The organism is Symbiopectobacterium purcellii, assembly GCF_052050035.1.
Classification (GTDB): domain Bacteria; phylum Pseudomonadota; class Gammaproteobacteria; order Enterobacterales; family Enterobacteriaceae; genus Symbiopectobacterium; species Symbiopectobacterium purcellii_A.
Window position 1 is genome coordinate 204,703 of sequence record NZ_CP189882.1, and the last position, 12,106, is coordinate 216,808.

Sequence of the window (12,106 nt, forward strand, 5' to 3'; positions counted from 1 at the left end):
TCAGGACACTTTTTTCTCAGCCATTTGTTCATAACGCACCGGAGACAGATCCCCGTTAGCGGCATGATGCCTGTCTAGGTTGTAGTAGCGGATATACGTCGCCACATACTGCTCCATGTAAGCCCGTGTTGGCTGGGGTACCAGCAGCAACCATTCATGTTTCAGACTGCCCCAGAAGCGCTCCATCACCGCATTATCCCAGCAGGCACCCACGTCTCCCATACTGCTCCTCAGCCTGTAGCTGCTCAGCAGCGCCTGAAAGCGTTGTCCCGTGTACTGCGCCCCCCTATCCGTATGCACCACCAGGCCCGGCGGGCGAGTTCGCAGGTTATATGCCTTCATCAGGGCCCCGCAGACCAGCGATGAGGTCATCCGTCTGTCCACCTGCCAGCCCACTATCTGCCGGGAGTACAAATCCATAATAGCCGCCAGATACAGCCAGCCTTCACCGGTCTTCAGATACGTGATGTCACTCGCCCACACCTGATTTGGCCCCGGCGGGTTAAAATTCTGGTTCAGCAGGTTTGGGGCCACCTCTGCACCCGGGCGGGGTTTTGTCGTGACCTTATAAGTCCGGCGCTGTCGGCAGACCAGCCCCTCTTCCTGCATGAGTTTCCTCACCCGCCAGCGGCTGATTATGATGCCTTCTCCACGAAGCCTTTTGACCAGCGTCCGGCTTCCTGCTCCCTGCCTGCTGGCGGCGAACAGCGCCTTTAACCTGACCCGGACCTCCACGTCTTTTTGCAGCGGTTCGGCGGGCTTTTTTCGCCATGCATACCAGGCAGAGGCCGTCACACGCATGACCCGACAGAGTGTACGAACGCTAAAGTCAGTGGCATTGTCGAGAATGAACCGGTATCTCACGACATATAGCCAAGCGACTTAATTTTGATTACATTATTTAAATGAGCTATTCAATTGATTTTAGACGTAAAGTGATATCTACACGGAAAAACGAAGGGTTGAGTATCCGAGAAACAGCGAAGCAATTTCGGATTGGCCCTGCCTCTGTATCGCGTTGGATTAATCAAATAGAGTCAAAAGCATCGACCACGCGTCAGCGAAAGATCGATAAATCCGAGTTGATAAAAGATGTTGAACAATATCCAGATGCTTACCAAAAAGAACGTGCAGAGCGTTTTGGCGTTTGTCAGAAGGCCATTTGGCAAGCGCTTAAAAAGCTGGGATTGACCTATAAAAAAAACTCTACGTCATCCGAAAGCCGACGAAAACGCCCGGCAGGGATTTCAACAAAAAAAACAACAGTATGAAAAAGAAGGTAAACCTATTGTTTTTATTGATGAAAGTGGTTTTTCACACGATGCCCCACGGACTCACGGCTATTCCCCAAAAGGTCAACGGTGTTTTGGCCTGAAGAACTGGGGAGCTAGGGGAAGAACAAATGTTATCGGCGCTTTATTAGGCACAACGCTGTTTGCTATCGGATTATTTGATATCAATATTAACAGCGATGTTTTCTATGCCTGGGTCACACAAGTCCTTATCCCAGTACTCCCTAAAAACAGTGTAATCATGATGGACAATGCCACTTTTCACAAAAAACATAATATTCAACAAGTCATCATCGATGCAGGGTATATGGTGGAGTATTTGCCTACATATTCGCCAGATCTTAACCCAATTGAGCATAAATGGGCACAAGCAAAAAGCAAAAAAAGAGAGATGGGTTGCGATACAGAGAGTTTGTTCTCAGTCCATATGGTGTAATCAAAATTAAGTCGCTTGGCTATAGCGATATAGCGTATTCTTGCTGACAGATATACCGAATTCCAGGTGCAAACGGCCACTGATGATTTCAGGTGAAGAGTGAGTGGAAAGCGCCTGCCTGATGAAGTTCTGAATGTGTGGCTCCAACGGGTAAAAAGCATTGTTTGGCAGAGGCTTATGACGGCATTCCCGGGCCAGAGTGTCCGCCCTTCTACAGCAGTAGACACCATTGAAAGTAGGGTCGGTATTGCGTCTGAGTTCCCTGCTGATGGTCGAGCGAGGCAGAGCAAGCTCTCTGGCGATGGTAGCTTGGTTGACACCTTCACCACGCCGCTTTTCGATGTAGAACCGTTCTTTCTGAGTCAGATGTTTTCCCTGCATGCAACAGGCTCTCCAGTATGGCCAGAACGGTGATTTTATCCGACTCTGGCAAGTGGGTCACTTTGTTGCGTTTCGAGTGGGAATGGGGCCACAGACAAAGCGCCGCTCTCCCATACAGATTCGGGATCGGCAGTTTTGCGGAGAGCGGGAGGGAGGGATGAAAAAACGCTCCTGTGTTCAGATGAATTCAAAAACATAGGAACATCAGCATAAAGCCCCCATCTATCACTGTGTGTAAATAAATATAACAAGTCCAAACAGAGTATCTTTAATTAGCGTAAGGTGATGAATAACAACTCGTGTTATAAGTTTATCTAATGAAATAAAAAACTTACGAATTTCAATGTTACGTATTTTGAACATCAAAATTCTGTAAGGAAATCAATCACACCAATAGACATCACTGTTTTAATCAATAAAATCCATTACCACACGGTAATTGATCGCTCTCATTAAATAAAAAACCTATTTTCTCATTATATTCATAAAGTTACCATCAATGCAAAATCGTTTCACTTATCACCTTCACCCCTTGAAGCCCCATGAAGATGAGGAGCGGCAAGGTTCATTCCACCAATCATTAACAATGTAAAACACCATTGCTGAAAAAATCACAAGAATCAAACAATAAAAAGAGCTAATCTAACAAAATGAATCACTATTTTTAACGTTTGAGTGTCAGACAGGACAACAAACGGCGAAAAAGCACCACGCGAGGAAAGGGATAAATAAAATGTAAATTATCGTGTCACGTAACCAACGCGCTAACAGTGATACAGCGCTACCCGATTTAACTGGCTCTGCACGGGTTACAACGAAGATTTCAGCTCACTAAAATTCTCAAAAGGCTGCGGGCGAGAAAGGAAATACCCTTGCACCGCATCAGCCCGCGTTTGCGTTACCATGCCCTACTCTTCCTGCGTTTCGACCCGGCTTTGTTGAATAATTTAACCGTTTGATTTACATCTTCTTTAGTTAGAATGCATTTACAGAGAATGTATTTTGTTAGAACGACAAATCAAATAGTTAGCACAATAAAAAGCATTCCGAGAGGAAAAATTAGTCGTTGAAATTTTATAATGCTTATATAAATCAGTATCTTAAATTATTCAACAAAGCCTTTCTACCCCTTCAACCACCACGTGATTACAAAAGCGGGACAGCAGCGCGACCAACGACGGGAACAATTGACGGCCTTCCTCACTTTTTTGCAGCAAAATAAACAGCTCGCGCGCCACTTTGAGACAGTCATATTGCGCCTGCATCAGCGACGAAAAATTGGCTACGCCCGCGCCGAAATCATCCAGCCATAGGTGGCGCATTTCAGGAAACATCGTCAAGACTTCTTGCGAGAGTACCCCCCTGATTTTCCACGATTTCAAATCGAAGCCAGGGCATCGAGGCGATCAACTGCTTCGCTTCATGGCTCTGTTGTAAGGCATGCAGCGTTTGCCCATCCACATTGACGGACGCCAGAATACCATCCTTAATAAAGCGAGGATGCCAACGCGACAGAAGTTGCATTTGCTCAATCACCACCTGTAACCGCTCAGCCACATTGATACTGGCAAAATAGGTTTCAGGTGACACAAAACGCTGTGGAAACGCTGGCGAAAACACAGCAGTAAGCAGCTCTATCGCCAACAGTTTGCCACTGGTGCGATAAATAGGCTGAAAGTTGTAGCGTCTTTGACAGTGATGCCAATACTGGCGTTCAAAAGCTGCCGCGTCCCCTAGTTCAGAAGGCAGTGCTTGTATAACCCCTAAATTCCCCTGCTGCCCGATACATTTTGTCATAAGACCTGATGTGATACTTTATTAGCCTGCTTATACTTAGAAAAGTGGATATCGGCAAAGCCACAGAAAACTTTATTCGTTATTTGGCTTATTACGCTATTTTATGCGAGAGATATCGGGGAAAGAGAGTGCTCCGCTACTAGGTTACGAGTATAATCCGCAGCTGGTTTTGCAAGGTATAAAGAAATGGCATTACTGATCACCCCTAAATGCATTAACTGCGACATGTGCGAACCTTAATGTCCCAATCAGGCAAATTCCATGGGATTGGACACCTATGAAATAGACCCGCTGCGTTGCACAGAATGTGTGGGCCACTACGATGTGCCTACCTGTCAAAAGGTATGCCCGATTGACAATACAATCATTCGTGACCCGCAACAAGTGGAAACGCAGGAGCAATTATGGGAAAAGTTTGTTGTTATGCATCACGCCGATCGTCTGTGAGAGGACGTTTTCTCTCTCCCTCAAGGATCACTGTGGCACAGGCATAGTGCCGCTCATCGGCGATAGTCACATGTATCTCCTGCACCCCTAAGTTTTCCGCCATCAATTGCGCGTGCCCCCAAAGTCGCAAGCAAGGTTTACCCAGCGCATCGTTGAAGACGTCGAATAGATCGAAAGCCAAGCCCTGGCTAATACCGGTGCCTAAGGCCTTCGCCGCCGCTTCCTTAACCGCAAAGCGCTTGGCAAGATAGCGGGCAGACTGCGGGTGTTTTTCATAGTGCGCCCACTCTTGCGCGGACAATACTCTGCGCGCCAGGCGATCGCCGGATCGGGCGATGATCGCCTCGATACGGGCGATCTCAACAATGTCCGAGCCAAGTCCCAGAATAGCCATTAACGACGGGCTTCCCGCAGCAATGCTTTCATCTCCGCGACTGCCTCTGCCAAGCCACTCATGACAGCACGACCAATAATCGCATGACCGATATTCAGCTCATGAATTTCAGGCAGCGCGGCAATAGCCTGCACGTTGTGGTAGGTCAGGCCATGCCCGGCATTTACCTTGATCCCTTTGCTGGCAGCATAAACCGCCGCATCGCGAATACGTGCCCACTCTTGCTGGCGCAGCGTATCGTCCTGTGCATCAGCATAAGCACCGGTATGGATTTCGATATAAGGAGCGCCAACGGCTACAGCGGCATCAATTTGCACGCGTTCGGGGTCGATAAACAGGGATACCAGAATCCCCGCCTCGTGCAAACGGGCCACGGCTGATGTCATGCGCGGCAGTTGACCCGCGACGTCCAACCCGCCTTCCGTTGTCACTTCCTGGCGTTTCTCAGGCACCAGACAACAAAAATGAGGACGAAGCTCGCAGGCAATCGCCAGCATTTCTTCCGTCACTGCCATCTCAATGTTCATGCGCGTCTGCAACGTTTGGCGTAACAAACGCACATCGCGATCGGTGATATGGCGGCGATCTTCACGCAGATGAACCGTTATACCATCCGCCCCAGCTTGCTCAGCAACAAACGCCGCCTGCACCGGATCGGGGTACGCTGTACCGCGCGCATTGCGCAGGGTCGCCACATGATCGATATTTACACCCAGCAAAAGCTCTGCCATGAAACCAGTCCTCAAAAGAATCACCGTTAGACGATCAGTGTACACTGGCCTTTCGGTTCGTTACCACTGCGGTAATCTTTGGATAGTGCGCGACTGAAAGGTTTACCGCTCAGGTCATTCTTCTTTTGCCACAGGCGGCGTGCGGAAACGTAAAACGGCAGATTTTTGAAACAGTTCACGGCTCTTCAACGGCTTGCCGCCCAGATAGGGTTTGAGCGCCATACGCGTAAAGCGTTTCGCCGCCCGCAGGGTTTGCACGTCAGGAAATTCCCGCGCCGCCAGCGCGCGCAGCTCATAGCCGGTAAAGCTGCGCTGATCCACGATCATACTGCCGATAAACCCTTTTTCTTCGCGGTAGCGGTAGGTCATGGTGTCTGCAACGGGTTCCCCGCTGCCTGCACAGTGGAGAAAATCAACGCCATAACCGAGATAGCCCAACAGCGCCAGTTCAAAACGGCGCAGTGCCGGTTCCGGCGAGGAACTCAACGCCGCCAGTTGCTGCAAGCAATGCAGGTAATCGAAGAAGAGTGCGGAAAAATTGGTTTCATGCTCCAGTACGCGAGCAAGCAATTCATTGACGTAGAGGCCGCTGTACAACATCACGCCGGTGAGCGGTAATGCCAGTGATACCGGTTCAGCATTACGCAAGGTTTTGACTTCACCGCGTCCACCCCAGCGAACCAACAGTGGCGTGAACGGTTGCAAACACCCTTTTAGCGGAGAGCGACGCGCACGCGCGCCTTTGGCTAACACGCGTACTCGCCCTTCGTCTTCCGTGAAAAGATCCAGCAACAGGCTGGTTTCACTGTAAGGTCGCCCATGCAAGACAAACGCGCGCTGCCAGCCTTCCATCGGCGTTAACCTTATAAGTCGTCGATGTAACCCAGGCTGCGCAATGCGCGTTCGTCATCCGCCCAGCCGGATTTCACTTTCACCCACAGCTCCAGATGCACCTTGGCGTCGAACATGGCTTCCATATCCTGACGCGCTTCAATGCCGATCGTCTTGATCTTTGCGCCTTTATTACCGATCACCATTTTCTTCTGACCATCGCGCTCAACCAGAATCAACCCATTGATGTCATAGCCGCCGCGATCGTTGGTCACGAAACGCTCGATCTCAACGGTCACCGAATAGGGCAACTCTTCACCGAGAAAACGCATCAGTTTTTCACGAATAATCTCAGCTGCCATAAAGCGCTGCGAACGATCGGTAATGTAATCTTCCGGGAAGTGATGCTCTGCCACAGGCAAGTGTTTGCGCACAATGCTGGCAATGGTGTCAACGTTGATGCCCTTTTCCGCAGAAAGAGGAACCACGTCGAGGAAGTTCATTTTTTCACTTAAAAACTGGATATGCGGCAGCAACTTGGTTTTGTCCGTCACATTGTCAATCTTGTTGATTGCCAGCAATACCGGGCGTTTTTGATCGCGCAATTTACCCACGGCCATTTCGTCGTCGTCAGTCCAGTGCGTACCTTCCACCACAAAGATGATCAGCTCAACATCACCAATAGAGCTGCTGGCTGCACGGTTCATCAGACGGTTTATCGCCCGTTTTTCTTCAATGTGCAGCCCCGGCGTATCCACATAAATGGCCTGATAAGGGCCTTCCGTGTGGATCCCCATAATACGGTGGCGCGTGGTTTGCGGCTTGCGCGAAGTAATGGAGACTTTTTGCCCCAGCAGTTCGTTCAGCAACGTGGATTTGCCCACGTTGGGTCGCCCAACTATTGCGACGAAACCGCAGTAGGTTTGTTCTTCGCTCATTCAATCTCCAGTATTTTCAACGCTTGTTCCGCTGCCGCCTGCTCCGCCTTGCGCCGGCTGGAGCCCGTACCAATCACCGGTTCATTAAAACCGCTGATCATACAATGGATGGTAAATTCCTGATCGTGTGCCTCACCGCGCACCTGCACCACCAGATAGGTAGGCAATGGCAGATGACGCCCTTGCAGAAACTCCTGCAACCGGGTTTTGGGATCTTTTTGTTTATCCCCAGGACTGATTTCATCCAATCGGGTCTGATACCAATTCAGAATCAGCCTTTCGATATTCTGGATATCGCTGTCCAGAAAAATACCGCCAATCAACGCTTCGACCGTGTCAGCCAAAATAGACTCACGGCGGAAACCACCGCTTTTCAATTCGCCGGGGCCAAGGCGCAGGCATTCACCTAATTCGAATTCACGCGCAATTTCCGCCAGCGTATTGCCGCGCACCAGCGTAGCGCGCATACGGCTCATATCCCCTTCATCGACGCGAGGAAAGCGATGATAAAGTGCATTGGCAATCACAAAGCTCAGGATGGAGTCACCAAGAAACTCCAGGCGCTCATTGTGTTTGCTGTTGGCACTGCGGTGCGTTAACGCCTGCAATAACAGGTCGTACTGCTGGAAAGTATAGCGCAGCTTTCTTTGTAACCGATTTATTAAGATGGGGTTCATGTGTAACCAATAGATCAACAATACCTATTTACCGCAGCATACGAAACAGCGCTGTCCGCATCGCTCTTACAGGGGATAGGGGAACAAAGCTGTTTCGTTTGCATTGGCTCCGAACGGAGCCTGCGTTTTTCGTTTATTCTCGCTACATTCACCGTCACAAGAGGCTACCTGCCACGGTGAATGTTGTCGGAGTTACAACAATTCTACAACGTACCCAAAAATAATGCTGCGGGTTTATCACGGTGATTAATGAATTCGACCAATTCGGCTCAGACGTACGCCTGTTGGCCATTCACCTTCTTGTTTCTCGAAACTCATCCAAATTGCCGTTGCGCGACCGACCAGATTCTTCTCCGGCACAAAGCCCCAGAAACGGCTATCGGCGCTGTTATCACGGTTATCACCCATCATGAAATAGTGCCCGTTTGGCACCACCCACGTGGCCAGTGGCTGGCGCGACTGCTGGTAGTACATTCCCAGTTGATCCTGGCTACCCGGCACCACCAGAATGCGGTGCGAGACATCACCCAGCGTCTCCTGACGAACGCCCATCCGCACGCCGCCCGGTTTTTCCTCACCGAGAGGCAGCGCGTAGAAACCGCTGCTCGATTCCGAACCTGGACGGCCGAACGTTTGGACAAAATCACTGGCGTCGAGGTTGCTGTAGGTCACCGCGACAGCGCTGTCACATGCCGAGCCTTCACACGCAGGACGCACCGTAACCTGTTTGCTGAGCGGATCGTAAGAAATCCTGTCACCCGGCAAACCAATCACACGCTTGATATAATCCAGACGCGGATTTTCAGGATATTTGAATACCGCCACATCCCCGCGTCGCGGACTCCCGGTCGGGATTAACGTCGTCTGCGTAATGGGGGCCTTGATGCCGTAGGCAAATTTCTCCACCAGAATAAAATCGCCAATCAGCAACGTCGGCATCATTGAGCCCGACGGTATCTGGAACGGTTCGTAAACAAAGGAGCGCACAAAAAATACCAGCGCCAATACCGGAAACACCGACGCGCAGGTTTCAATCCAACCGGGCTGTTTGATGGTCACAACGCCCGTACCGCCATCCTGCTGCGCGCTCAGCGCCCCATCCTGCTGCGCGCTCAGCGCCCCATCCTGCTGCGCGCTCAGCGCCGCCTCCGCTCTCGCCTTGCGTGCCGGTGCCCATTTAAAGCGTTCAAAACACCAGACAATGCCGGTGACAAGCGTCGCCAGCGCTAAAACCAAGGCAAACATATTGGCCATGCCAACTCCTTAGGGTTTATTTGCTCTCTTTGCCGACGTGCAGAATGGCCAAGAAGGCTTCTTGCGGCAATTCAACGTTGCCGACCTGTTTCATGCGCTTCTTACCGTCTTTCTGTTTCTGCAACAGCTTTTTCTTACGGCTCACGTCGCCGCCGTAACATTTCGCCAATACGTTTTTACGCAGCTGTTTCACGGTCGAACGCGCGATAATGTGGTTACCGATGGCCGCCTGAATGGCAATATCAAATTGCTGGCGCGGGATCAGCTCTTTCATTTTTTCCACCAGCTCACGACCACGATACTGTGAGTTGTCGCGGTGGGTAATCAGCGCTAACGCATCGACACGCTCGGCGTTAATCATCACGTCAACGCGCACCATGTCAGAGACCTGGAAACGTTTGAAACTGTAATCCAGCGATGCGTAACCACGCGAGGTCGATTTCAGTCGATCGAAGAAATCGAGCACCACTTCCGCCATCGGAATTTCATAGGTCAACGATACCTGATTGCCGTGGTAAACCATGTTGGTCTGCACACCACGTTTCTCGATACACAAGGTGATCACGTTGCCCAGGTATTCCTGCGGCAACAGCATATGGCATTCCGCGATGGGCTCACGCAGCTCTTCAATGTTGTTGAGCGGCGGCAGCTTGGAAGGGCTGTCAACGTAGACAATTTCCTGACGCGTGGTCTTGACTTCATAAATGACGGTCGGTGCCGTGGTGATCAAATCCAGGTCGTATTCACGCTCCAGACGTTCCTGAATAATCTCCATGTGCAGGAGGCCCAGGAAGCCGCAGCGAAAACCGAAGCCCAACGCGGTTGAGGTTTCCGGTTCGTAGAACAGAGAGGCGTCATTGAGGCTCAGTTTGCCCAACGCGTCGCGGAAGTTCTCATAATCATCAGAACTGACTGGGAATAAACCCGCATATACCTGCGGTTTAACCTTTTTGAAGCCCGGTAGCGCTTTATCAGCCGGTTGACGAGCCAGTGTCAGGGTATCCCCCACCGGGGCACCAAGAATGTCTTTGATGGCGCACACCAGCCAACCCACTTCACCACAATTAAGCACATCGCGATCGACCTGCTTCGGCGTGAAAATCCCCAGACGATCGGCGTTATACACCTGACCGGTACTGATGACCTTCACTTTATCGCCCCTGCGCAACGAACCATTTTTGATGCGAATCAGAGAGACCACACCGAGGTAGTTGTCAAACCAGGAGTCGATGATCAGCGCCTGAAGCGGCGAAGTAGGATCGCCTTCTGGCGGTGGAATCTCTTTTACCAGACGTTCAAGCACATCAGGCACGCCAACGCCGGTTTTCGCCGAGCAGCGTACAGCATCGGTGGCATCAATGCCGACGATATCTTCAATTTCTTCTGCCACACGCTCGGGATCGGCGGCGGGCAGGTCAATCTTGTTGAGCACCGGGACCACTTCCAGGTCCATTTCCATCGCGGTATAGCAGTTGGCGAGCGTTTGCGCTTCTACGCCTTGGCCTGCATCCACCACCAGCAGCGCACCTTCGCACGCCGCCAGAGAACGTGAAACCTCATAAGAGAAGTCAACGTGCCCCGGTGTATCGATAAAATTCAGTTGGTAGGTTTCGCCATCTTTCGCATGGTAATCCAGCGTTACACTTTGCGCTTTGATGGTGATGCCGCGTTCACGTTCCAGATCCATGGAGTCCAGCACCTGCGCCGCCATTTCGCGGTCAGATAAACCGCCGCAAAGTTGAATGATGCGGTCAGAAAGCGTCGACTTACCGTGGTCGATATGGGCAATAATGGAGAAATTTCGTATATGCTTCATTTTTATAGTTTTTTATCCAGATAAATACTTAGACTCTCTATTTAATGGACACATTTGTGGACACAAATTCAAGGCTACCGCATAGAATAGCGCCGCTATCTTACATTGAATACGCGTTACGCGGAAGAAACTAATTGCCTAGGTCTTTGAGCGTAGCACCTCGACAAGCGCAAAGAAATGCTTTTGGAAGATGGCGAATCGGTGCCGGAAGCGACCAGCGTGGAAAACTGGCTGGCCAATCCCAATTATGTTAGGCTGTGTCCCTTAATTACGTAACCGGGCGTAAAACAAGCGGATGCAGCCCAGTTTCACCATTGCTAGATAGTTTCTTGCCGTTTTTTCATAACGTGTGGCAATCCGTCTATATTCCTTTAAACGGCCAAAACATCTTTCTACAACGTTGCGACGGCGATAAGCATCACTATAAAGTTGTGAGCGTCCATCTGAAGCCAGTTTTTCATTTGATTTTCGGGGAATAACCGCTCTTATCCCTTTTCTTTTCAACTCGTTACGGAGTGCATTGCCAGAGTAGGCTTTGTCAGCCAGTACCGCATGACCACGACGCTTCATGCTACCGTTCTGCCGTTGCACGCCAATGCCGTCCAGGAGTCGTAACGCGAACAGGCTTTCGTGAGCCTGCCCAGCACTCAGTACGATATTTAGCGGGATGCCGCTTCCGTCAGTCGCCATGTGGATTTTGGTGCCATAACCACCTCGTGAGCGACCCAGGCTGTTATCGTTGGTAATATCGGGATGTTTTTTTGAGCGCCAGCCGCACATTTGAGCGCACGGATATTGCTGCCATCCAGCGCAGTGGCTGACCAGTCAACAAGTCCATGAGCATCAAGAAATGAAAGTAACTTATTAAAAATAATGTTAATAACTCCAGACTTTGACCATCTATTGAAACGGTTATAACCGGTTTTCCATGGGCCGTAACGTTCAGGTAAATCACGCCATGGGGCACCTGAACACAGTATCCAGAACATGCCGTTGACGATTTTGCGATGTTCTGCCCATGGCCGGCCTGCCTGCGGAGATGTCAAAACGGTTGGTAACAAGGGCTCAATGATTGCCCATGCTTCATCAGAAAGATCGTAGCGAGCCATAAT

12 protein-coding genes and 2 pseudogenes are annotated in these 12,106 nt (G+C 50.5%); 3 read left to right on the top strand and 11 right to left on the bottom strand.

Annotated features, from left to right (window positions below; genetic code table 11):
• Nucleotides 1-864 (bottom strand): IS3 family transposase, encoded by an 864-nt coding sequence (locus ACQGXV_RS02550; protein ID WP_440864790.1) that lies wholly within the window; start codon nt 862-864, stop codon nt 1-3.
• Nucleotides 865-905: 41 nt separating this feature from the next.
• Here ACQGXV_RS02550 and ACQGXV_RS02555 point away from each other — a divergent pair, with 41 nt between their 5' ends.
• On the top strand, nt 906-1,271 hold the full coding sequence (locus tag ACQGXV_RS02555) for an IS630 transposase-related protein (RefSeq protein ID WP_440862584.1): 366 nt from the start codon (nt 906-908) through the stop codon (nt 1,269-1,271).
• A complete protein-coding gene (locus ACQGXV_RS02560) occupies nt 1,195-1,728 on the top strand; it encodes an IS630 family transposase (RefSeq protein WP_440862665.1) in 534 nt (177 codons plus the stop codon). Before ACQGXV_RS02555 ends, ACQGXV_RS02560 begins: the two co-directional genes overlap by 77 nt.
• A gap of 6 nt (nt 1,729-1,734) precedes the next feature.
• Here ACQGXV_RS02560 and ACQGXV_RS02565 read toward each other — a convergent pair whose 3' ends face one another.
• Both ACQGXV_RS02565 and pdeH read right to left on the bottom strand, forming a co-directional pair.
• A complete protein-coding gene (locus ACQGXV_RS02565) occupies nt 1,735-2,109 on the bottom strand; it encodes a transposase (protein ID WP_440864791.1) in 375 nt (124 codons plus the stop codon).
• A 1,121-nt stretch (nt 2,110-3,230) separates the two neighbouring features.
• Nucleotides 3,231-3,906: pseudogene (gene pdeH / locus ACQGXV_RS02570) on the bottom strand (cyclic-guanylate-specific phosphodiesterase); the annotation flags it as partial.
• 186 nt (nt 3,907-4,092) lie between these two features.
• On the opposite strand from pdeH, the pseudogene ACQGXV_RS02575 reads away from it, so the two are divergent.
• Nucleotides 4,093-4,353 (top strand): annotated as a pseudogene (locus ACQGXV_RS02575) (YfhL family 4Fe-4S dicluster ferredoxin).
• On the opposite strand, the gene acpS reads toward ACQGXV_RS02575, so the two are convergent.
• The 8 genes from acpS to ACQGXV_RS02615 form a co-directional block, all read right to left on the bottom strand.
• On the bottom strand, nt 4,328-4,747 hold the full coding sequence (gene acpS / locus ACQGXV_RS02580; protein WP_440864792.1) for a holo-ACP synthase: 420 nt from the start codon (nt 4,745-4,747) through the stop codon (nt 4,328-4,330). The pseudogene ACQGXV_RS02575 and the gene acpS sit on opposite strands and share 26 nt — an antisense overlap.
• Entirely contained in the window at nt 4,747-5,478 is a 732-nt protein-coding gene (gene pdxJ, locus ACQGXV_RS02585) for a pyridoxine 5'-phosphate synthase (protein ID WP_440864793.1), read from the bottom strand. The genes acpS and pdxJ overlap by 1 nt, the downstream gene beginning before the upstream one ends.
• 114 nt (nt 5,479-5,592) lie before the next feature.
• Nucleotides 5,593-6,330: a DNA repair protein RecO gene (gene recO / locus ACQGXV_RS02590; RefSeq protein ID WP_440864794.1), complete on the bottom strand. Its 738-nt coding sequence runs from the start codon at nt 6,328-6,330 to the stop codon at nt 5,593-5,595.
• Nucleotides 6,331-6,341: 11 nt separating this feature from the next.
• Entirely contained in the window at nt 6,342-7,247 is a 906-nt protein-coding gene (gene era / locus ACQGXV_RS02595; RefSeq protein ID WP_440864795.1) for a GTPase Era, read from the bottom strand.
• The gene (gene rnc / locus ACQGXV_RS02600; RefSeq protein ID WP_440867177.1) at nt 7,244-7,924 is read right to left on the bottom strand and encodes a ribonuclease III; all 681 of its coding nucleotides are present in this window, start codon (nt 7,922-7,924) and stop codon (nt 7,244-7,246) included. Before rnc ends, era begins: the two co-directional genes overlap by 4 nt.
• Before the next feature lie 246 nt (nt 7,925-8,170).
• Nucleotides 8,171-9,178, bottom strand: a complete 1,008-nt coding sequence (gene lepB, locus ACQGXV_RS02605; RefSeq protein WP_440864796.1) for a signal peptidase I — start codon at nt 9,176-9,178, stop codon at nt 8,171-8,173.
• A 16-nt stretch (nt 9,179-9,194) separates the two neighbouring features.
• Nucleotides 9,195-10,994 (bottom strand): translation elongation factor 4, encoded by a 1,800-nt coding sequence (lepA, locus tag ACQGXV_RS02610; RefSeq protein ID WP_440864797.1) that lies wholly within the window; start codon nt 10,992-10,994, stop codon nt 9,195-9,197.
• Between the two features lie 264 nt (nt 10,995-11,258).
• Nucleotides 11,259-12,103, bottom strand: a protein-coding gene (locus ACQGXV_RS02615) for an IS5 family transposase (protein ID WP_440867178.1) whose coding sequence is annotated in 2 segments (ribosomal slippage) — nt 11,259-11,758 and nt 11,758-12,103 — 846 coding nt in all. Because the reading frame shifts where the segments join, the coding sequence is not laid out codon by codon here.
• Between the last annotated feature and the right edge of the window lie 3 nt (nt 12,104-12,106).

Coding starts and splice junctions, on each gene's coding strand:
- ACQGXV_RS02565 (WP_440864791.1), bottom strand. CDS start 2,109: ATGCAGGGAAAACATCTGACTCAGAAAGAACGGTTCTACATCGAAAAG.
- recO (WP_440864794.1), bottom strand. CDS start 6,330: ATGGAAGGCTGGCAGCGCGCGTTTGTCTTGCATGGGCGACCTTACAGT.
- ACQGXV_RS02555 (WP_440862584.1), top strand. CDS start 906: ATGAGCTATTCAATTGATTTTAGACGTAAAGTGATATCTACACGGAAA.
- era (WP_440864795.1), bottom strand. CDS start 7,247: ATGAGCGAAGAACAAACCTACTGCGGTTTCGTCGCAATAGTTGGGCGA.
- pdxJ (WP_440864793.1), bottom strand. CDS start 5,478: ATGGCAGAGCTTTTGCTGGGTGTAAATATCGATCATGTGGCGACCCTG.
- acpS (WP_440864792.1), bottom strand. CDS start 4,747: ATGGCTATTCTGGGACTTGGCTCGGACATTGTTGAGATCGCCCGTATC.
- rnc (WP_440867177.1), bottom strand. CDS start 7,924: ATGAACCCCATCTTAATAAATCGGTTACAAAGAAAGCTGCGCTATACT.
- lepB (WP_440864796.1), bottom strand. CDS start 9,178: ATGGCCAATATGTTTGCCTTGGTTTTAGCGCTGGCGACGCTTGTCACC.
- lepA (WP_440864797.1), bottom strand. CDS start 10,994: ATGAAGCATATACGAAATTTCTCCATTATTGCCCATATCGACCACGGT.